The organism is Pseudomonas sp. B10, assembly GCF_900156235.1.
GTDB lineage: Bacteria > Pseudomonadota > Gammaproteobacteria > Pseudomonadales > Pseudomonadaceae > Aquipseudomonas > Aquipseudomonas siliginis.
Genome location: NZ_LT707063.1, coordinates 3,001,651 through 3,022,003 on the forward strand (window position 1 = coordinate 3,001,651; position 20,353 = coordinate 3,022,003).

Genomic DNA, 20,353 nt, shown 5'->3' on the forward strand with positions numbered 1-20,353 from the left:
GATGCGGTGTGGTGGGAATGTGGGGGGAATATGGAGATTGTGTGGAGAATGCATTCCCCTGTGGGAGCGAGCCTGCTCGCGAAGGCAGCAACTGGGTCTCACGGCAAGCGCAATAACACCTCAACCCCGCCCTCGACATTGCCAATGCGCATCACCCCGCCATGCAACTTGACCACTTCTTCAACGAAGTTCAGCCCCAGCCCGGTGCTCTTGCGTCCGCTGTCCGGGCGCGGCAACGAGTAGAAGCGCTCGGTCAAACGCGGCAAGGCGTAATCGGGAATCGGTGTAGTCTGGTTGAACAGGCGGAACTCGATCTGCTCGCCAACCCGCTCGGCACGCAAGCGCAACAGGCCCTGCGCCGGGGTGAAATCCAAGGCGTTTTCCAGCAGATTGCCCAACGCCTGCCGCAGCAGAAACGGCTCGCCAATCAACAGCAGATCTTCGCCGATCGCTTGCTCGACACGCAGTTGTTTGCCCTCGATCCGCGCGGCCTGCGCCTTGAGCAGTTCTGCAACCAACAGCGCCAGCGGTACTGCCACCCGTTCTTCCAGCCCTTGGCGCTGTTCGACTTGCGCCAGGTTGAGCAGGCGCTCGATCAGCTGCTGCATCCGCGCGCTCTCGCTGTCGATGTTGCTGACAAAGCGCAAACGCTGGACGGGTGGCATATCGCTTTGCAGCAACTCCGCTGCGCCCCGAATGGCCGCTAGCGGACTTTTCAATTCATGGGTCAGGGTGTGCACGTAGCGCTCGACGTAGGCCTTGCCTTCGAGCCGCGTGCGCATCTGCTCGACCGCTGTGGCCAGTTGCTCCAGCTCGCCGCCGCGATAATGCGGCACTTCCACGCGCCGGCCTTCGCTGACCGCCTGGGCATAACCGGTCAAACGGTGCAGCGCACGACTAAGCCACCATGAGAGCAAAGCGCCGAAGAGCAGACCGAGGCCGATCAGTCCGGCGCCGTAAAACAGCAAACGCCGCTCGGTGCGATCGACGTAGGGTTGCAATGAACTGTTGGGCTTGGCCACGGTGACCACGCCGATGATCCTGCCGTTGTCGCGGATCGGCGCACCGACGTGCATCACTGAAGAGCTCGGATCGTCAGGATCACTGCGGCTGGAGCGCGCGCCGTACTCGCCGCGCAGGGTCAGGTAGACGTCGTTCCAGCGCGAATAATCCTGGCCGACCGCGACGCCGCTGGAGTCGAGCACAACGATGCCCTTGGCGTCGGTGACGTAGATGCGGTGGTTGACCTGGTTCTTCGGCAAGCCCCAGATGGTCGCTTGCGGCTGGCGCTCGCCATAGGCGCGGAGCAATTGCGGCCAGCGGTTCTCGCTGAGGGTGCCGGCCTTGAAATCGTCGCGCAGGATTTCAGCCATCAGGTTGGCGGTGTCCACCAGCGTCTCTTCGGTGGACTGACGCACGCCGGGGCGGATTTCCTCCATCACCGTGTTGAGGACGAAATAACCGGTCAGGCCGACAAACAGCACGTACACCAGAAAGATCCGCAGCCCCAACGACATCAGCTGTGCCCCGGGCTGTAGCTGTAACCGAGGCCGCGATGGGTCTGGATCGGCTCGGCCTCGGCGCGCACCAGGCGCAACTTGGCGCGCAGGCTTTTGATGTGGCTGTCGATGCTGCGCTCGTAACCGGCATCGGCCGCTACGCCCAGCGCATCGAGCAATTGCTCGCGGCTGAACACCCGCTCAGGTTGTTCGAGCAAGCATTGCAACAAGCGGAATTCATGGCGGGTCAGGCTCAGCGGCTGGCCGCGATAGCTGATCTGCACGCGTTCGGCATCGATGCGAAACAGCGTTGAGCCTGCTTCCAGGGTTGGCCGCGGCGCCATGCGCTTGAGGATGGCTTTGACCCGCGCAGCCACTTCACGCGGGCTGAACGGCTTGACCACGTAATCGTCGGCACCAATCTCCAGACCCACCACGCGGTCGATCTCGGCGTCGCGGGCGCTGAGAAACAGCACCGGCACTTCCGTGAAGCGCCGCAGTTGCTTGCAGGTTTCGAAGCCACTGATGTCCGGCAGGCCGATATCGAGAATGATCAGGTCGGCCGGGGTTTGCCGCTGATGCTCCAGCGCCGCCGCGCCGAGGTTCAGCCACGTGGTGCTGAACCCCTCGCCCTGCAAGGCAAAAATCAATGTGTCGGCAATCGCCGCTTCGTCTTCGACAATCAGGATGTGCGGCATGGCGTCCGAGCCCGTGGCAGTTAGTGCGCGAACGGTGCCCCAAGCCCGGGGTTACGTCAATCAGACCACTTAGCAGTCAGGCTTGTCGGCGGTGTAACGCCGCGCCGGGTTGACCGCCGCGCCGAACTCACGCAAAGCCTTGGCGCCGATCAGCAGCGGATAGTTGAAGTGGCTGCGGTCGGTCAGGTTGACCTCGACGGTGCGCTTGACGTTGCCCAGGCACAGTTCCAGATCGACCACCGGACGCTTGGCGACATCGCTGCTGTCGCGCTCTTCATCGTCCTCGTCGGAACGGCTTTTGATCTTGCTGATCCGCGCGACCTTGTGCTCGAAAACCTTGTTGCTGGCGTCCTTGGTGGCGAGGCGGAAACGCACCCAGTCTTCGCCATCGCGGGTGAAGGTCTCGATGTCCTTGGCCGACAGCGAGGCGGTCAGCGCACCGGTGTCCATCTTGGCCTTGAGCACTTCGCCACCGATTTCCGGCAGCGCGATGTATTCGTAGCGACCGTACAGCGTCGGCTCAGCGGCCATTACCGGCAGCGCGACGAGGGCAAACAGAGCAAGGAGGGATTTCACGTAAGGGGCTTCCTTGGAAGGTTGGGCAACGGGATTTTAGACCGTCGCGCGGTTGATCGTTCCCACGCTCTGCGTGGGAATGCATCCAGTGACGCTCTGCGTCACAGGGGACGCTCTGCGTCCCGGGCGGCGTTACCACGCAGAGCGTGGGAACGATCAGGTTAACGGGACTGAAGTGAAACATTCGTCAGCGCCGATTTGGCCTGTCGCGCGAAGCTGCTTATCATGGCTCGCCCCTGCCACTTCATAGAGTTGCTTATGCGCCGCCTGCTCACCGGCTGTTTCGTCACCCTGCTGCTGTTGCTCAACACCCTGGTCCTGATCGGGCCGTTGATGGTCTTTGCCCTGCTCAAGCTGGTTGCATCCGGGCGCTGGCGGGATTACGCATCGGGGGCGGTGATGTGGATCGCCGAGACCTGGGCCGAGATCGACAAGCTGATCTTCCAGCTGTGCATCCCCACGCAATGGGACATTCGCGGCGGCGACGATCTGCGCCGCGACACGTCCTATCTGGTGGTCAGCAACCATCAATCGTGGGTCGATATTCCGGCACTGATCCAGACCCTCAACCGGCGCACGCCGTTCTTCAAGTTCTTTCTGAAGAAAGAGCTGATCTGGGTGCCGTTCCTCGGCTTGGCGTGGTGGGCGCTGGATTACCCGTTCATGAAGCGCTACACCAAAGCCTTTCTGGCAAAGAACCCCGAGCTGGCGGGCAAGGATCTGGAAATCACCAAAGCGGCGTGCGAGCTGTTCAAGCGCCAGCCGGTGACGGTGGTGAATTATCTGGAAGGCACGCGCTACACCCTGGCGAAAAGCACCCAGCAGGAATCACCGTTCAGCCACCTGCTCAAACCCAAGGCCGGCGGCGTGGCGTTCGTGCTGGCGGCGATGGGTGAACAACTCGACGCAATGCTGGATGTGACGGTGGTGTATCCGCAGGAAAAAATCCCGGGCTTCTGGGACCTGATCAGCGGCAACGTGCCGCGAGTGATCATCGACATCAGGACGCGCGAACTCGACCCGACGCTGTGGCAGGGCGATTACGAGAAAGATCCGGCCTTTCGCCAACACGTCCAGAACTGGGTCAACCAGCTCTGGACCGAGAAGGATCAGCGCATCGTCGAGCTGCGCAACGAGCGCCGCTGACTCAGGTGCCGGTGCCTACACCCCAGATGCTGCCCAGGCTGCTCAACAGCGAACCGCCGACGCCCTGCTGACCGAGGTATTGCAGCAGCACCGGGGCAAACTGGCCGATCATGCCGCTGTCCATGCCCAGCGCGCTGAACGCGTTGTTGAGGTCGTTGCTGTCTTTGACATTGCCCAGCGCATTTTCAAGCCCGGCGGACTTGCCGGACGAACCGAGCAAAGCCCCAAGCGCCGCCAGATTTCCGCTGCCACCGGACAGTTTGTCGATGCCCGGCACCTCCTTGGCCAGTTGCGAATAGTCGGTGCTGCTCAACTGATTCTTCGCCAGCCCGAGCATCGCACTGGTACCGCCAACAGCCTGCTCCGGCGTGACGTCCAGCGCACTCAGCGCACTCAACAAACCAGCGGTCTCCGAGGTCGGCGCCGCAGCAGCCGCCTTGTCGCCACCCTGCATCCCCGCTACCGCACCGGCCACGTCGTTCAAACTGAAACCGGCAAACACCGGCCCGGCCGCCAGAGTCAGGAGCGATGCCAGGGCAAAACCGCGTGAAATCTTCATTCAGACATCCTCTTGGGGAAAAGCTGCCACCGGACAACGGCGACGAAACTGCCGGTTTGACCGGGTATCGGGCGGCATGTTCCGGGTTGCAGATCCATTCTCAGCCACAGTCCGTCGAGAAAATGTGAAAATGCGGCAATAAAAACGGCGACCCTGAGGTCGCCGTTTTGCGTTGCGCTAAAACCTTACGCCGCACTGAACAACTTATGCGGATCAATCACAAACTTCTTCGGCACACCCGCATCGAACTCGCCGTAACCTTCTGGCGCCTGATCGAGGCTGATCACTTGCACGCCGACCACTTCGGCAATGTTGATGCGATCCCACATGATCGCCTGCATCAGCTGGCGGTTGTACTTCATCACTGGAGTCTGCCCAGTGTGGAAGCTGTGGGATTTCGCCCAGCCCAGGCCGAAGCGGATGCTCAGGCTGCCCATTTTCGCGGCAGCGTCGACGGCGCCCGGATCTTCGGTGACGTACAGGCCCGGGATACCGATCTTGCCGGCAACGCGCACCACGCCCATCAGTGAGTTGAGCACCGTGGCCGGGGCTTCGGCCTTGACGCCGTCGTGGCCGTGGCCGCGTGCTTCGAAACCGACGCAGTCCACCGCACAGTCGACTTCCGGCTCGCCCAGCAGTGCGGCGATCTGTTCGTGCAGCGGGGTGTCTTTGGACAGGTCGACGACCTCAAAGCCCTGGGCCTTGGCGTGGGCCAGGCGGATGGTGTTGACGTCGCCGACAATCACCACCGCCGCACCGAGCAAACGTGCGGAAGCGGCAGCGGCGAGGCCGACCGGACCGGCGCCGGCGATGTAAACGCTGCTGCCCGGACCGACGCCGGCAGTGACGGCGCCGTGATAGCCGGTCGGGAGGATGTCGGAGAGGCAGGTAAGGTCGCGGATTTTCTCCATGGCCTTGTCGCGATCCGGCAGTTTCAGCAGGTTGAAGTCGGCGTACGGCACCAGCACGTATTCAGCCTGGCCACCGGTCCAGTCGCCCATGTCGACGTAACCGTATGCGCCGCCGGCACGGGCCGGGTTGACGGTCAGGCAGACGCCGGTGTGTTGCTCTTTGCAGGAACGGCAGCGCCCGCAAGCTACGTTGAACGGAACAGAGACCAGATCGCCGATCTTCAGGTTTTCGACGTCGGAACCCTTTTCGATCACCTCGCCGGTGATTTCGTGACCCAGCACCAGACCGGTCTGCGCTGTGGTCCGACCGCGCACCATGTGCTGGTCGGAGCCGCAGATGTTGGTGGAAACCACTTTGAGAATGACCCCGTGCTCGATCTTGCGACCACGCGGGTCCTGCATTTTCGGATAGTCGATTTTCTGTACTTCGACCTTGCCAGCGCCGAGATACACCACACCACGATTGCCAGACATGCCATCACCTCTATATTTGTTGTTGGGTAGAGAGTTGATTGAGCTTCAAGCGGCAAGCTACAAGCCGCAAGAAGTGTGCTGACCGCTTTTTCTTGCGGCTTGAAGCTTGGAGCTTGAAGCTAAAGAACGACTGTTCTATTGGCGTTGAGAAACACTCGTCGCTCAATGTGATACCCAACCGCCCGCGCCAAGGTCAGGCCTTCGATATCCCGGCCCTTGGCAATCAGGTCTTCGGGATAATGACTGTGATCCACCGCCTCGACGCCCTGGGCGATGATCGGCCCCTCGTCGAGGTCGTTGTTGATGTAATGCGCCGTCGCGCCCACCAGTTTCACGCCCTTGTTGTAGGCCTGGTGATAAGGCTTGGCGCCCTTGAAGCCCGGCAACAGCGAGTGATGAATGTTGATCGCCTTGCCGTCGAGCTTGCGGCACAGCTCCGGCGACAGCACCTGCATGTAGCGGGCGAGGATCACCAGTTCGGCACCGGCCTCTTCGATCACCTGCCAGACCTGACGCTCCTGCGCCGGTTTGTCATTGGGGTCGAGAGGGAAATGGTAGTAGGGAATCTGGTGCCAGTCGGCCAACGGCTTGAGATCCGGATGGTTGGACACCACCGCCGCGACGTCCATCGACAACTGGCCGATGCGCTGGCGGTAGAGCAAGTCGTTGAGGCAGTGATCGGCCTTGGAGACCATGATCACCACTTTCGGCCGGTAGTTCGGCGCGGTCAGCTCGAAGAGCATGCCGAACGCCTCCCCGCGCTCGGCCAAACCTGCGCGGAAGGATTGTTCGTCGAAGCCGTCGGGCTGACGGAATTCTACGCGAATGAAGAAACGCCCCGAGAGGCGGTCATCGAACGAATGGTGCTCGGTGACATAACAGCCCTGCTCGAACAGAAAACGCGTGACCGCGTCCACCGTGCCGAGGACGCTGGGACAGTCGGCGGTCAGAATCCATGTGTCTGGGGCGCGGCTCATGGTGCGGTGACTCCTGTTACAACAACGGTGAGCAAAACCAGGCTGACCTGCGCTGCACGGATTTTGTGGTGAGGGGATTTATCCCCGTTCGGCTGCGAAGCAGTCGCAAAACCTGTGAATTCGATCTACCTGATGAACCGAGGTGATTGGTTTTGGGGCGGCTTCGCCACCCAACGGGGATAAATCCCCTCACCACAAATGCAGGCACTGGCCATTCAGTGTCAGGCCTGAACGCTGAGGCCGTACTCGGCCGAAGCATCCTGCAACCACAACCACCAGTAATCCGAGAAGCTGCGACGGATCAGCAGTTCCCAGGTGTCTTCGGCCGTGTGGCGAATCATCAGCTGCGACTTTGCGAACACCGTGCCCACCGCTTTACCGACCGGAAAATTGTTCGGGTGCACGTCGTAGCTGGTGGATTTCATCAGCACCTGACGCACGTTCGGCCCGCTCAGTTCGAGGATCTGCTGGCCGCCGCTGACGTTGACGATGGCAATGTGCAGATCGCCCAGCGCTTCACGCAGTTTCTGCTCGGCGGCGAATTCTTCGCCGCTTGGCACGATCAGCAGCCACTCGTCCGGGCCCATCCATTGCAGGCTGGTTTCGCCTTTGACGATCACGCTCAGCGCGCCGGGCAATTCAATGCCAAGCGCCTTGTGCACACCGGCCGCGAACGCCGCGTCGTGGCCATCGCCACGAATAGTCAGGTGGCCGAGGAGTTTCTTTTCCCGCACGATCACGCCGGCGTTCTTGCGGCCCTTGCCGACCAGGCTGGCGAGGTCGGCATGGTGCAGCGACGATTCGGCCTTGGCGCCAGTGGTCGGGCGTTGTTGGTAAACATTGGCTGTGGTCATAAAGCACCTTCTGAATTCTGTTGGTTCCTGTGGTAGCTGTGCCGCCGCCTTCGCGAGCAGGCTCGCTCCCACAGGGGAACGCGATCGAATGTGGGAGCGAGCCTGCTCGCGAATAGCCGCCCGCCCACAGTTCTCGAGGCCGTCAAATGTTCTGGCGATCACCCTTCGGATCGAAGAACACCGAAGACACGATTTCCGCCTCGATCACGCTGCCATCGGCCAGCGGTGCGAACACCCGCTCGCCCATGCGCTTGAGACCGCCCTTGACCACACCCATGGCAAACGAATAACCGAGGGAGTTGTGCGCGTAACTCGAGGTCACGTGGCCGACCATGGTCATCGGGATCGCCTGCTTGGTGTTGAACACCAGCTGCGCACCTTCCGGCAGCCACTTGGTCGGATCGATCGGTTTGAGGCCCACCAGTTGTTTGCGCTGGTCTTTCACGCAGTCTTCCCGGTTCATCCCACGCTGACCGATCCACGAAAACGGTTTGGTGCGACCGACACACCAGCCCATGTTCAGGTCATCCGGGGTCATCGAGCCATCGGTGTCCTGGCCGACGATGATGAAGCCCTTCTCGGCCCGCAGCACGTGCATGGTTTCGGTGCCGTACGGCGTCAGGTTGTACTGCTTGCCGGCCTCGACGATTTTCTCCAGCACGCCCATCGCATAATCGGCCTGCACGTTGACTTCGTACGACAGCTCACCGGTGAACGAGATACGGAACACCCGCGCCGGCACATCGCCGACCAGACCTTCTTTCCAGGTCATGAACGGGAACGCTTCGTTGCTCAGATCAATGTCGGTCACGGCGCTGAGCAGCTTGCGGCTGTTCGGCCCGGACAGGGTCATGGTCGCCCAGTGATCGGTAACGGAGGTGAAGTACACCTTCATATCCGGCCATTCGGTCTGGTGGTACAGCTCCAGCCATTGCAGCACGCGCGCGGCGCCGCCGGTGGTGGTGGTCATGACGAAATGGTTGTCGGCCAGGCAAGCCGTCACACCGTCGTCGAAGACCATGCCGTCTTCTTTGCACATCAAACCGTAGCGAGCCTTGCCCACGTCGAGTTTGGTCCAGGCGTTGGTGTACACGCGGTTGAGGAACTCGCGGGCATCCGGGCCTTGAATGTCGATCTTGCCGAGGGTCGAAGCATCGAGCAGGCCAACGCTGTCGCGCACGGCTTTGCATTCGCGCTTGACCGCCGCGTGCAGGTCTTCACCGTTTTTCGGGAAGTACCAGGGACGCTTCCACTGACCGACGTCTTCAAACTCGGCGCCGTTCTTCACATGCCAGGCATGCAGCGCGGTGTAGCGCACCGGTTCGAAGATGTGCCCGCAATGCCGACCGGCCACGGCGCCGAAGGTCACCGGCGTGTAGTTCGGACGGAACATGGTGGTGCCCATCTGCGGGATGGTCACGTTCAGCGAACGGGCGGCAATGGCCAGACCGTTGACGTTGCCGAGCTTGCCCTGATCGGTGCCGAAGCCCAGCGCGGTGTAGCGTTTGACGTGCTCGACCGACTCGAAACCTTCACGGGTCGCCAATTCGATACCACCGGCGGTGACATCGTTCTGGAAGTCGACGAATTGCTTCGGTGCACGCGCCGAGTTCTTCTCGTGCGGCACCTGGAACAGCGCCAGGGTCGGCTCTTCGAGACGGCTCAGGGCTTTCGGCAACACGCCTTCGACGGTCTGGAAACCGGCTTCGGCAGCAGCGCGCACGCCACCTTCAAAACCGTCGGCCAGCGAATCGCCGAGCGCGTAGACGCCATTGATGCCACCGACGCACACGCGCTTCTGCGGTGCTTCGCCCGGCACGAAACCGAGAATGTCTTCGCGCCAGACCGGTTTGCCACCAAGGTGCGAAGCCAGGTGAACCACCGGGCTGTAACCACCGGAGCTGGCAACCAGATCGCAGTCGAGCCATTCGCCCGGACTGGTCACGGCGTGGGCCTTTACGTCAATCGCGGCGACGCGTGCAGCGGTCACGCGCTTGCTGCCACGCACTTCAATGACCGCGCTGCCGGTGAGGATGCGAATGCCTTTGGCGCGCGCTTCTTCGACCAATGCACCGCGCGGATTGCTGCGTGCATCAGCGATCGCTACCACTTGCAGACTGGCATCGAGCCAATCCAGAGCGACGCGATAGGCGTGATCGTTGTTGGTCGAGAGCACCAGTTTCTTGCCTGGCGCTACGCCATAACGACGCACGTAAGTCGACACCGCGCCAGCGAGCATGTTGCCCGGCACGTCGTTGTTGCCGTACACCAGCGGACGCTCGTGGGCGCCGGTCGCCAGCACCACGCGCTTGGCGCGGACACGGTGGATGCGCTGACGCACCTGACCGATCGGCGCGCGGTCACCGAGGTGATCGGTGAGGCGTTCGTGAATGGTCAGGAAGTTGTGGTCGTGGTAGCCGTTGACCGTGGCGCGCGGCAACAGCAGCACGTCCGGGGTGTTCTTCAATTCAGCGATGACACTGGCGACCCATTCCATCGCCGGTTTGCCGTCGAGGCTTTCGCGCGAGTCGAGCAGGCTGCCGCCGAACTCTTCCTGCTCATCGGCCAGAATCACTCGGGCACCGCTGCGCGCAGCGGCCAGGGCTGCGGCGAGACCGGCCGGGCCGGCACCGACGATCAGCACGTCGCAGTGCTGATTCATGTAGTCGTAGGTATCCGGATCGTTCTCGGTCGGCGAACGGCCGAGGCCGGCAGCCTTGCGGATGTACTTCTCGTAAGTCATCCAGAACGATTGCGGGTACATGAAGGTTTTGTAGTAGAAACCCGGCGGCATCAGCTTGCCGCCGACCTTGCCGAGAATCCCCATCATGTCGTTGTTGACGCTCGGCCAGCCATTGGTGCTGGTGGCGACCAGGCCCTGATACAACGCCTGTTGCGTGGCGCGCACGTTGGGAATCTGCGTGGCTTCGGTGGCACCGATCTGCAGCACCGCGTTCGGCTCTTCGGAACCGGCGGCGAAGATGCCGCGAGGACGCGAATACTTGAAGCTGCGGCCGATGATATCGACGCCGTTGGCGATCAGGGCAGCGGCCAGCGAGTCGCCTTCGTAGCCTTTGTAGGTCTGGCCGTTGAAGGTGAAGCTCAGCACTTTGTTGCGGTCGATCCGTCCACCGTTGGACAGGCGATTGGTCTGGCTCATACCTTCTCTCCCAGCGCCGTCGTGGCTGTTTTCGCAGTGCCAGCCTTGTCGGTGAATTGCGGCTTCTCGCCGATCTTGTAGCTCTCGAGAATCTCGTAGGTCACGGTATCGCGAGTGACGTTGAAGTACTGGCGGCAACCGGCAACGTGGTCCCACAACTCATGGTGCAGACCGCGCGGGTTATCGCGGAAGAACATGTAGTCGCCCCACTCTTCATCGGTGCAGGCGTTGGGATCCAGCGGACGCGGGATGTGCGCCTGACCGGATGCATGGAATTCCTCTTCGGAGCGCAGTTCGCCGCAGTGAGGACAGAAGATGTGCAACATAGGGATTTCTCCTGTTAGTGGGCAACCGCAGCAGCGCCGTGTTCATCGATCAACGCACCGTTGTGGAAACGGTCGATGGAGAAAGGTGCAGCCAATGGGTGCATTTCACCCTTGGCCAGACTCGCGGCAAACACGTTGCCCGAGCCGGGTGTGGCCTTGAAGCCACCGGTGCCCCAACCGCAGTTGAAGAACATGTTTGGTACCGGCGTTTTCGAGATGATCGGGCAAGCGTCCGGGGTGGTGTCGACGATACCGCCCCACTGGCGGTTCATGCGTACCCGCGAGAGCACCGGGAACATCTCGACGATGGCCTGGATGGTGTGTTCGATCACCGGGTACGAACCACGCTGGCCGTAGCCGTTGTAGCCGTCGATACCGGCGCCGATCACCAGGTCGCCCTTGTCGGACTGGCTGATGTAACCGTGTACAGCGTTGGACATGATCACGCTGTCGATAATCGGCTTGATCGGTTCGGACACCAGCGCTTGCAGCGGGTGGGATTCGATCGGCAGGCGGAAACCGGCAAGCTTGGCCATGTGCCCGGAGTTACCGGCCGTCACCACGCCGACGCGCTTGGCGCCGATGAAACCCTTGTTGGTTTCGACGCCGATGCACACACCGTTTTCCTTGCGGAAACCGATCACTTCGGTCTGCTGGATCAGGTCCACGCCCAAGGCATCGGCGGCACGGGCGAAGCCCCACGCCACGGCATCGTGACGGGCGACGCCGCCGCGACGCTGCACGGTCGCGCCCATGATCGGGTAGCGGGTGTTTTTCGAGCAGTCCAGGTACGGAATCTCGTCCGCAACCTGCTTGGCGTCGAGCAATTCGCCGTCGACGCCGTTGAGGCGGTTGGCGCTGACCCGACGCTCGGAATCACGGATGTCCTGCAGGGTGTGGCACAGGTTGTAGACGCCACGCTGGGAGAACATCACGTTGTAGTTGAGATCCTGCGACAGGCCTTCCCACAATTTCATCGCGTGTTCGTAGAGGTGCGCCGACTCGTCCCACAGGTAGTTGGAACGCACGATGGTGGTGTTGCGCGCGGTGTTACCGCCGCCCAGCCAGCCTTTCTCGACCACGGCGACATTGGTGATGCCGTGCTCCTTGGCCAGATAGTAGGCCGTCGCCAGGCCGTGCCCGCCGCCGCCGACGATGACCACGTCGTAGACTTTTTTCGGGGTGGGGGTGCGCCACATGCGCTGCCAGTTTTCGTGGTGGCTGAGCGAGTGTTTGAACAGGCCGAAGCCGGAATAGCGTTGCATAGTCATTACTCCAAAACCGACTCAGCGATAAACCGGGAAGTCTGCGCACAGGGCCGAGACCTGCTGGGCGACATTGGCCTCGACATCGGCGTCGCCGAGGTTGTCGAGGATGTCGCAGATCCAGCCGGCGAGGGTTTCGCACTGGCTGACCTTGAAGCCGCGCGTGGTCACCGCCGGGGTGCCGATGCGCAGGCCCGAGGTCACGAACGGCGACTGCGGGTCGTTCGGCACGGCGTTCTTGTTCACCGTGATGTGCGCACGGCCCAGCGCGGCATCGGCGTCCTTGCCGGTCAGGCCCTGACGGATCAGGCTGACCAGGAACAAGTGGTTGTCGGTACCGCCGGACACAACATCGTAGCCACGCTTGATGAACACGCTGGCCATCGCCTGGGCGTTGTCGATCACTTGTTGCTGATAGGCCTTGAAGCCAGGCTCCAGCGCTTCCTTGAAGCACACCGCCTTACCGGCGATGACGTGCATCAGCGGACCGCCCTGGGCACCGGGGAACACGGCGGCGTTGAGCTTCTTCTCGATCTCTTCGTTGGACTTGGCCAGGATCAGCCCGCCACGCGGACCGCGCAGGGTCTTGTGCGTGGTGGTGGTGACCACATCGGCGTACGGCAGCGGGTTCGGGTACAGGCCGGCAGCGACCAGACCGGCGACGTGAGCCATGTCGACGAACAGCAGCGCACCGACCTTGTCGGCGATCTGACGGAAGCGCGGGAAGTCCAGAGTCTTCGAGTAAGCGGAGAAACCGGCAACGATCATTTTCGGTTTGCACTCGACCGCCAGACGCTCGACTTCGTCGTAGTCGATCAGCCCGGTGTCGGTGTTGATGCCGTACTGCACGGCGTTGTAGAGCTTGCCCGAGGACGACACTTTCGCGCCGTGGGTCAGGTGACCGCCGTGGGCCAGGCTCATGCCGAGGATGGTGTCACCCGGCTGGATCAGCGCCAGGTACACGGCGCTGTTGGCCGAGGAGCCGGAGTGCGGCTGGACGTTGGCATAGTCGGCACCGAACAGTTGCTTGGCGCGTTCGATGGCCAGCGCTTCGACTTTATCCACATGCTCGCAGCCGCCGTAGTAGCGCTTGCCCGGATAGCCTTCGGCGTATTTGTTGGTCAGGCCGCTGCCTTGCGCCTGCATGACGCGCTTGCTGGTGTAGTTCTCCGACGCGATCAGCTCGATGTGATCTTCCTGACGTTGCTCCTCGGCATTCATCGCCGCCAGCAGTGCATCGTCGTAACCCTGGATCTGGTCTTGCTTGCTGAACATCGCGTCTCTCCCAGCGGCATCTGTGCGCCATTCGTCTCGGTAAGGCACTGGCAATGATGGCAGTGCCCTTTGATGCGATGGTATGACCGGCACAGACAGCTCAAATGCCTGCGGACGCCACGCAAAGGTGCGTTTACGACATGGCTGGAAATGACCTTGTGGGAGCTGGCTTGCCAGCGATGGCGGCGGCACATCTGGCATGGATGGTGGCTGAACCACCGCTATCGCTGGCAAGCCAGCTCCCACAGGGTTAAGCGGCGAGCTGGCGGATAAGTAGCAGCAGGAGGAAATGCGCGGGATACAGCGCATACGCCCAGCGCCGCATCGGTGGTGGCTGCAGATGTCGCCCATGTCGCAACAAGAACATTCCCAGCATCGGCGCAAACAGACATGTCGCCAGGCCGAGAATGGCCACGCTGTTGCCGAAGCGCGCCGATTCGAGCAACACCTGCCATTGGTTCGCCGCCAGACACACCAGCCCCGGCAACAGGCTGAAATACCAGGGTCGGCAAAACACCAGCAGCAGCGCCAACGGCAAAAATACGCCGAAGAAACCGAACATCAGTCGTTCTGAAAAAACCGCCGCAACCACCAGCGCGGCCAGCGCGAGCAACCGTGGCACCGACGCTGAGTCCTGCCAGCCGCGCGCCACCAGCAAGCCCAGCGCCAGCGTCGGCATCACGTTGAACGTGTCAGGGTCGGGGATATAAAAGCGATAAGGGATTTCGCTGATTGCACTGAACAGCAACAGCCAGCCCAGATAGCGCCATTCCATCTTGCGCGAACCGTCTCGTGCCAGATTCGCCGCCATCGCCAGGCAAAACCATGGAAACGCCAATCGCCCGGGCACATACAACCAATCGGCGGAGAAGCCGACATATCGCAGGTGATCGAGCAACATGCTCAGCAACGCCAGCCACTTCAGCAGATCCAGGGCACCGTCGCGTTGGCTCAGGTGCATAATCGGCCCATAAACTGGTAATTTTCCCCACCCGACATCGCATGTGCTCCCCGGAAGATCTTCGGTAAAGTGCGCATCCTCATTGACCACGAGCCTTCACAAGAGTCTCGATTACGGAAGCCGGCCATGACCGACAAGAGCCAACAATTCGCCAGCGACAACTATTCCGGGATCTGCCCGGAAGCCTGGGCCGCCATGGAACAGGCCAACCACGGCCACCAGCGCGCTTACGGCGACGATGAATGGACCGCCCGCGCGGCGGATCATTTCCGCAAACTGTTCGAAACCGACTGCGAAGTGTTCTTCGCCTTCAACGGCACCGCCGCCAACTCGCTGGCCCTGTCGTCGCTGTGCCAGAGTTACCACAGCGTGATCTGCTCGGAAACCGCCCACGTCGAAACCGACGAATGCGGCGCTCCGGAATTCTTCTCCAACGGCTCGAAGCTGCTGATCGCCGGCACTGAAAACGGCAAGATCACCCCGCAATCGATCCGCGAAGTCGCGCTCAAGCGTCAGGACATCCATTACCCGAAACCGCGCGTGGTGACCCTGACTCAAGCCACCGAAGTCGGCAGTGTCTACACCCCGGAAGAAGTCCGCGCCATCAGCGCCACCTGCAAAGAACTGGGCCTGCACCTGCACATGGACGGCGCGCGGTTCTCCAACGCTTGCGCATTCCTCGGCTGCTCGCCCGCCGACCTGACCTGGAAAGCCGGCGTTGATGTGCTGTGCTTCGGCGGCACGAAAAACGGCATGGCGGTGGGTGAAGCGATCCTGTTCTTCAACCACAAACTGGCCGAAGACTTCGACTACCGCTGCAAGCAGGCCGGGCAACTGGCGTCGAAGATGCGCTTTTTGTCGGCACCGTGGGTCGGCATTCTGGAAAACGACGCCTGGCTCAAATACGCCCGCCACGCCAACCACTGCGCGCAACTGCTGGCAGAACTGGTCAGCGACATTCCCGGGGTCGAACTGATGTTCCCAGTTCAGGCCAACGGCGTGTTCCTGCAACTGTCCGAGCCGGCCATCGCTGCGTTGACTGCAAAGAACTGGCGCTTCTACACCTTCATCGGCAAGGGCGGCGCACGTTTCATGTGCTCCTGGGACACCGAAGAAGAGCGCGTGCGCGAACTGGCGCGCGATATTCGCGAGGTCATGTCGGCCTGATCCCCACCGCATTGATCGTTCCCACGCTCCGCGTGGGAACGCCTCCCGGGACGCTCCGTGTTCCAGCCTCACCATTATCGACACGGTCAAGACCGCTATGACGCAGAGCGTGGGAACGATCTTTATCTCCACATCTGCCCCACCCTGATCGTTCCCACGCTCCGCGTGGTAACGCCTCCAGGGACGCTCCGCGTTCCAGCTTCACCCTTGGCGACAGGCTGAAAACCGCTATGACGCAGAGCGTCAGTGGCTGCATTCCCACGCAGAGCGTGGAAACGATCTTTGGACCGGAATGACTTTTCCCACCGTGGTACCAGAAGCCTCTTCTAGCGCAATTATGTCGCCCGCCCCATTCTGATCGTTCCCACGCTCCGCGTGGTAACGCATCCCGGGACGCTCCGCGTTCCATCTCCTTCGCACCGCAAGATTCAAGGATCGAATCCCATGGGCCGCAGCCGCTATACGATTACCGAAGCCGACAAACCGCATTTCCTGACCTGCACCGTAATGGAGTGGTTACCGTTATTCATCCGCCCGTACATCGTTGAGCACCTGCTCAACTGCTGGCGATATCAGCAGACACATCATGACTTGAAGCTATACGGCTACGTGATTCTGGAAAACCATCTTCACTTTGTCGCCCAAGCGCCTGACCTGAGCAAATGTCTCAGCCAGTTCAAGTCTTTCACTGCGCGACAGATCATCAACGACTTACAAACCAAAGGCGCAGACAAAGCCTTGCAACGCCTGCGCTTCAATAAGCGTGCACACAAACAGGATCGGGTTTATCAGCTGTGGCAAGAAGGTGCGCACGCGGAGATGGTCTACAGCGAATCGGTGATGCGTCAGAAGCTTGAATATATCCACAACAACCCGGTGAAACGCGGGTATGTGGATTTACCGGAGCATTGGCGTTATTCGAGTGCCAGGGACTACGCGGGAACTGAGGGACTGATCGAGGTTCAGCGCTGGTATTGAAATGGGACGCGGAGCGTCCCGGGCGGCATTCCCACGCGGAGCGTGGGAACGATCATAATTACTGATTAAAACTCAATCCGCACATCCCCCTTCGGCACGCTGCAGCACGACAGGATAAACCCTTCAGCCTCGTCGTCCTCGGTAATCCCGCCGTTGTGCTCCATCTCCACTTCGCCGCCCAGTTTCATCACCTTGCATGTCCCGCAAATGCCCATGCCGCAGGCTTTCGGGATCATCAGGCCGAGTTTGGCGGCGGCTGCGTGGACGGTTTCGCCCGGGCCGACGCGAATGCTTTTGCCGGAGGCGGTGAATTCCACCTGATGCAGATCCGCAGCGTCGATTTCCGGCGCATCGGCGGCTTGTTCGGCCTGTTCCACCGCGTCGGCGCGGGCCTCGGGTGGCGTGGCGCCGAAGGATTCTTCGTGGTAGCGCGACATGTCGTAGCCGGCCGCTTCCAGCAGGCGTTTGACCGCAGTCATGTACGGCGTCGGGCCGCAGCAGAACACTTCGCGTTCGAGGAAGTCCGGAACCATCAGTTCGAGCATCTTGTGGTTCAGGTAACCGCGATAACCGGCCCATGGCTCACCGAGGCCGTGTTTTTCGCAGATCAGGTGCAGGCTGAAGTTGTCGATCCGCGACGCCATGTGCTCAAGCTCGCGGTGGTAAATGATGTCTTTCGGCGACCGCGCGCTGTGCACGAACGTCATGTCGACATTGGCGTTGGTGTCGTAGAACCAGCGCGCCATCGACATGCACGGCGTGATGCCGACGCCGCCGCTCAGATACAGGACCTTCGGGCTCGGGAAGTCGATCGCGTTGAACAGCCCGACCGGGCCGTGCACCGCCAGCTCCTGACCTTCATGCAAAGTGTCGTGCAACCAGTTCGAGACCTTGCCGCCCGGCACGCGTTTGATCGTCACCGAAAAGCTGTACGGCACCGACGGCGAGCTGGAAATCGTGTACGAGCGCATGATCGGCTGGCCTTCGATTTCCAGCTCCAGCGTGACGAACTGCCCCGGTTTGAAGAAGAACAGGATCGGCTGGTCGGCCATAAAGCAGAAGGTGCGCACATCCCAGGTTTCCTGGATGACTTTGACGCAACGGACAATGTGTCGGCCATTGGCCCAGGTCTGGGTGGTGACCGGATTCAGGAAGCTGTTGGACATGCTGTTCTCCACGGCCGACTGTCGGCCTCTTGTCGGCGATTCTGCGTATAGCGCAGACCGTGCGTTTACCTATCCGCGACATTGACATACTTATCGCGACCAGCCCTTGAACACCGGGGCTTGCGCGTCGGGAACAGATTGCGCCATGTCGCGCATGGATAAGGTTCCCCCCAGCGCCGGCCCCACACTCGCCCCAACACAAGACGACTTCTTTACACCTTGCGTAGCAACCGTTTTGCAGCACACCTGATCAGCCACTTTCGCCGGCCACGCAGAGGGCCATGAGGATTACATCGATGGACGTCACCGCAAAAATCAGCCTGGGCGATCCGCTGGAACCCGCACGCAAGGCCACCGCACAAATGCTCCAGGAGCGCGAGCGCACTTTTTCGCTGCCACAGCCGTTCTACAGCGACGAGCGCCTGTTCGATATCGATATGCAGGAGATCTTCCAGAAGGAATGGTTGATCGCCGGCATGACCTGCGAGATCCCGGCCAAGGGCAACTACCTGACCCTGCAGGTCGGCAAGAACCCGATCATCGTCATTCGTGGCGCCGAGGGCGTGGTGCACGCGTTCCACAACGTCTGCCGCCACCGTGGCTCGCGCCTGTGCACCAATGAAAAAGGCAAAGTCGCCAAACTGGTCTGCCATTACCACCAGTGGACTTACGAACTGGACGGTCGCCTGCTGTTCGCCGGCACCGAGATGGGCGCCGACTTCGACATGAAGCAATACGGCCTGAAACCGGTGAACGTGAAAACCGCTGGCGGCTACATCTTCATCAGCCTGGCGGAGAACCCGCCGGCCATCGATGACTTCCTGTCGACGCTCAACCATTACATGGAACCGTACGACATGGAGAACACCAAGGTGGCGATCACCACCACCTTGATGGAAAAGGCCAACTGGAAACTGGTGCTGGAAAACAACCGCGAGTGCTACCACTGCAACGCGTCGCACCCGGAGCTGTTGAAAACTCTGCTGGAGTGGGACGACGTCACCGACCCGCGCGCCGATCAGGCCTTCAAGGATCACGTCGCCGCCTCCGCCGCTGCCTGGGAAGCGGAAAAGATCCCTTACGCCCACGCCAGTTTCGGCTTGCGCAACCGTATCGTGCGCATGCCGCTGCTCAAGGGCACCGTGTCGATGACCCTCGACGGCAAGCAAGGCTGCGCGAAACTGATGGGCCGGATCAAGAACCCGGACCTGGGCTCGATGCGCATCCTGCACCTGCCGCACTCGTGGAACCACTGCATGGGCGACCACATCATCGTCTTCACCGTGTGGCCGATCAGCGCTCAGGAAACCATGGTCACCACCAAGTGGCTGGTGCACAAGGATGCGGTGGAAGGTGTCGATTACGACGTCGAGCGCATGCGCCAGGTGTGGGACGCGACCAACGATCAGGACCGGCGTCTGGCCGAGGAAAACCAGCGCGGGATCAACTCCACCGCTTACCAGCCGGGGCCTTACTCGAAGACCTATGAATTCGGCGTGGTCAACTTCGTCGATTGGTACAGCGAGCGGATGTTGAACAACCTCGGGGCAGAGCCTGCGCCTTACCTCAAAGGTGTACCGGTTCAGGGCTAAAAGCAAAAGCATCGCGAGCAGGCTCACTCCTACATTTGGAATGCGTTCCCCTGTAGGAGTGAGCCTGCTCGCGATAGCGACTTCTCATTCAACACACTAGCCAGCTGATTGATCAATTTCCGATCAACCAGCCCGCCCCCATACCCACCAAGCCCTCCAGCCTTCCGCAAACAAGTTATCCACATACCCGCCCACAGCAAATGGGGGTAAATGTGGATGACTCAAAAAATATCCTGCTGATTTGCAAAGAAAAATCGTGACTTATGCTGAATCGCGGTTTCTCAAAACAATTGATCATTTTTTGATCACGCTCGTACACAGCACGGATTCAAAGGCCTGTAGCGGGTAGCGAACACGTTATCCACAGAAGCGCCAACAGAGATCGGGGACAACTTTCAATCTCCTGTGGAAAAACACCTATGACTGGGGAAAACCCGTCGCGTTGACAGCTCTCGGCGCCCTGGGATCACACTTGATCAATAATTGATCAAACCCATGTACGCCCTGCTCCATATGGCCTACAGCTGGTAGCGAACATCTTATCCACAGAAGCGCCAACAGAGATTGGGGGCAACTTGTCGATTTATACCGAAGTAAAAGCCCGAGAAATCCGTGAGTTACGCTGATCATTTTTTGATCTTATGGCTGAAAGGCTTGAATGGCGTGGGGTGCGAGCAAGGGCGAACACGTTATCCACAGCTTCGCCAACAGGGATTGTGGGTAAACAGTAAAGATTGGCGGTGAGTGAATACCAAATGTGGGAGCGAGC

17 protein-coding genes are annotated in these 20,353 nt (G+C 60.9%); 4 read left to right on the forward strand and 13 right to left on the reverse strand.

Annotated features, from left to right (window positions below; all coding sequences use genetic code 11):
• Window positions 1-98: 98 nt before the first annotated feature.
• From creC to rloA2, 3 genes are all read right to left on the reverse strand, one after another.
• Window positions 99-1,517 (reverse strand): two-component system sensor histidine kinase CreC, encoded by a 1,419-nt coding sequence (gene creC, locus BXA01_RS13635; protein WP_076564384.1) that lies wholly within the window; start codon window positions 1,515-1,517, stop codon window positions 99-101.
• Window positions 1,517-2,197, reverse strand: coding sequence for a two-component system response regulator CreB (creB, locus tag BXA01_RS13640; RefSeq protein WP_016772840.1), 681 nt, complete (start codon window positions 2,195-2,197; stop codon window positions 1,517-1,519). Before creB ends, creC begins: the two co-directional genes overlap by 1 nt.
• A 69-nt stretch (window positions 2,198-2,266) precedes the next feature.
• On the reverse strand, window positions 2,267-2,773 hold the full coding sequence (gene rloA2, locus BXA01_RS13645; protein ID WP_016772839.1) for a retropepsin-like aspartic peptidase RloA2: 507 nt from the start codon (window positions 2,771-2,773) through the stop codon (window positions 2,267-2,269).
• Window positions 2,774-3,031: 258 nt separating this feature from the next.
• Here rloA2 and BXA01_RS13650 point away from each other — a divergent pair, with 258 nt between their 5' ends.
• Window positions 3,032-3,919, forward strand: a complete 888-nt coding sequence (locus BXA01_RS13650; RefSeq protein WP_076564385.1) for an acyltransferase — start codon at window positions 3,032-3,034, stop codon at window positions 3,917-3,919.
• 1 nt (window position 3,920) lies between these two features.
• Here BXA01_RS13650 and BXA01_RS13655 read toward each other — a convergent pair whose 3' ends face one another.
• The 9 genes from BXA01_RS13655 to BXA01_RS13695 form a co-directional block, all read right to left on the reverse strand.
• Window positions 3,921-4,478: a DUF2780 domain-containing protein gene (locus BXA01_RS13655; protein ID WP_041476745.1), complete on the reverse strand. Its 558-nt coding sequence runs from the start codon at window positions 4,476-4,478 to the stop codon at window positions 3,921-3,923.
• A gap of 185 nt (window positions 4,479-4,663) precedes the next feature.
• Complete coding sequence (gene fdhA / locus BXA01_RS13660) at window positions 4,664-5,863, reverse strand: formaldehyde dehydrogenase, glutathione-independent (RefSeq protein WP_016772834.1); 1,200 nt, start codon at window positions 5,861-5,863, stop codon at window positions 4,664-4,666.
• A gap of 119 nt (window positions 5,864-5,982) precedes the next feature.
• Window positions 5,983-6,840 (reverse strand): formyltetrahydrofolate deformylase, encoded by an 858-nt coding sequence (gene purU / locus BXA01_RS13665; protein WP_016772833.1) that lies wholly within the window; start codon window positions 6,838-6,840, stop codon window positions 5,983-5,985.
• A gap of 221 nt (window positions 6,841-7,061) precedes the next feature.
• Window positions 7,062-7,694 carry a sarcosine oxidase subunit gamma gene (locus BXA01_RS13670; protein ID WP_041476747.1) on the reverse strand — a complete coding sequence of 211 codons (633 nt, stop codon included), beginning with the start codon at window positions 7,692-7,694 and terminating at the stop codon, window positions 7,062-7,064.
• 142 nt (window positions 7,695-7,836) lie between these two features.
• Window positions 7,837-10,854 carry a sarcosine oxidase subunit alpha gene (locus tag BXA01_RS13675; protein WP_041476748.1) on the reverse strand — a complete coding sequence of 1,006 codons (3,018 nt, stop codon included), beginning with the start codon at window positions 10,852-10,854 and terminating at the stop codon, window positions 7,837-7,839.
• Entirely contained in the window at window positions 10,851-11,180 is a 330-nt protein-coding gene (locus tag BXA01_RS13680; protein WP_016772830.1) for a sarcosine oxidase subunit delta, read from the reverse strand. The genes BXA01_RS13675 and BXA01_RS13680 overlap by 4 nt, the downstream gene beginning before the upstream one ends.
• Before the next feature lie 14 nt (window positions 11,181-11,194).
• Window positions 11,195-12,445 carry a sarcosine oxidase subunit beta gene (locus tag BXA01_RS13685; protein WP_016772829.1) on the reverse strand — a complete coding sequence of 417 codons (1,251 nt, stop codon included), beginning with the start codon at window positions 12,443-12,445 and terminating at the stop codon, window positions 11,195-11,197.
• A 21-nt stretch (window positions 12,446-12,466) separates the two neighbouring features.
• A complete protein-coding gene (glyA, locus tag BXA01_RS13690) occupies window positions 12,467-13,720 on the reverse strand; it encodes a serine hydroxymethyltransferase (protein WP_024014589.1) in 1,254 nt (417 codons plus the stop codon).
• A gap of 250 nt (window positions 13,721-13,970) precedes the next feature.
• A complete protein-coding gene (locus BXA01_RS13695) occupies window positions 13,971-14,681 on the reverse strand; it encodes a TraX family protein (protein WP_076564386.1) in 711 nt (236 codons plus the stop codon).
• Between the two features lie 126 nt (window positions 14,682-14,807).
• On the opposite strand from BXA01_RS13695, the gene BXA01_RS13700 reads away from it, so the two are divergent.
• Entirely contained in the window at window positions 14,808-15,848 is a 1,041-nt protein-coding gene (locus BXA01_RS13700; protein ID WP_016772826.1) for a threonine aldolase family protein, read from the forward strand.
• A 444-nt stretch (window positions 15,849-16,292) separates the two neighbouring features.
• Window positions 16,293-16,826: an REP-associated tyrosine transposase gene (locus tag BXA01_RS13705; protein WP_076564387.1), complete on the forward strand. Its 534-nt coding sequence runs from the start codon at window positions 16,293-16,295 to the stop codon at window positions 16,824-16,826.
• Window positions 16,827-16,891: 65 nt separating this feature from the next.
• Here the strand turns inward: BXA01_RS13705 and gbcB are convergent, their stop codons facing one another.
• A complete protein-coding gene (gene gbcB, locus BXA01_RS13710) occupies window positions 16,892-17,992 on the reverse strand; it encodes a glycine-betaine demethylase subunit GbcB (protein WP_016772824.1) in 1,101 nt (366 codons plus the stop codon).
• Between the two features lie 296 nt (window positions 17,993-18,288).
• Between gbcB and gbcA the strand changes: the two genes are divergently transcribed.
• Window positions 18,289-19,584 carry a glycine-betaine demethylase subunit GbcA gene (gene gbcA, locus BXA01_RS13720; RefSeq protein WP_076564388.1) on the forward strand — a complete coding sequence of 432 codons (1,296 nt, stop codon included), beginning with the start codon at window positions 18,289-18,291 and terminating at the stop codon, window positions 19,582-19,584.
• Window positions 19,585-20,353: the final 769 nt, after the last annotated feature.

Excerpts from the sequence above, each read along its gene's own strand:
- creC (WP_076564384.1), bottom strand. The coding sequence starts at position 1,517 with ATGTCGTTGGGGCTGCGGATCTTTCTGGTGTACGTGCTGTTTGTCGGC.
- creB (WP_016772840.1), bottom strand. The coding sequence starts at position 2,197 with ATGCCGCACATCCTGATTGTCGAAGACGAAGCGGCGATTGCCGACACA.
- BXA01_RS13650 (WP_076564385.1), top strand. The coding sequence starts at position 3,032 with ATGCGCCGCCTGCTCACCGGCTGTTTCGTCACCCTGCTGCTGTTGCTC.
- BXA01_RS13655 (WP_041476745.1), bottom strand. The coding sequence starts at position 4,478 with ATGAAGATTTCACGCGGTTTTGCCCTGGCATCGCTCCTGACTCTGGCG.
- fdhA (WP_016772834.1), bottom strand. The coding sequence starts at position 5,863 with ATGTCTGGCAATCGTGGTGTGGTGTATCTCGGCGCTGGCAAGGTCGAA.
- purU (WP_016772833.1), bottom strand. The coding sequence starts at position 6,840 with ATGAGCCGCGCCCCAGACACATGGATTCTGACCGCCGACTGTCCCAGC.
- BXA01_RS13670 (WP_041476747.1), bottom strand. The coding sequence starts at position 7,694 with ATGACCACAGCCAATGTTTACCAACAACGCCCGACCACTGGCGCCAAG.
- BXA01_RS13675 (WP_041476748.1), bottom strand. The coding sequence starts at position 10,854 with ATGAGCCAGACCAATCGCCTGTCCAACGGTGGACGGATCGACCGCAAC.
- BXA01_RS13680 (WP_016772830.1), bottom strand. The coding sequence starts at position 11,180 with ATGTTGCACATCTTCTGTCCTCACTGCGGCGAACTGCGCTCCGAAGAG.
- BXA01_RS13685 (WP_016772829.1), bottom strand. The coding sequence starts at position 12,445 with ATGCAACGCTATTCCGGCTTCGGCCTGTTCAAACACTCGCTCAGCCAC.
- glyA (WP_024014589.1), bottom strand. The coding sequence starts at position 13,720 with ATGTTCAGCAAGCAAGACCAGATCCAGGGTTACGACGATGCACTGCTG.
- BXA01_RS13695 (WP_076564386.1), bottom strand. The coding sequence starts at position 14,681 with ATGCACCTGAGCCAACGCGACGGTGCCCTGGATCTGCTGAAGTGGCTG.
- BXA01_RS13700 (WP_016772826.1), top strand. The coding sequence starts at position 14,808 with ATGACCGACAAGAGCCAACAATTCGCCAGCGACAACTATTCCGGGATC.
- BXA01_RS13705 (WP_076564387.1), top strand. The coding sequence starts at position 16,293 with ATGGGCCGCAGCCGCTATACGATTACCGAAGCCGACAAACCGCATTTC.
- gbcB (WP_016772824.1), bottom strand. The coding sequence starts at position 17,992 with ATGTCCAACAGCTTCCTGAATCCGGTCACCACCCAGACCTGGGCCAAT.
- gbcA (WP_076564388.1), top strand. The coding sequence starts at position 18,289 with ATGGACGTCACCGCAAAAATCAGCCTGGGCGATCCGCTGGAACCCGCA.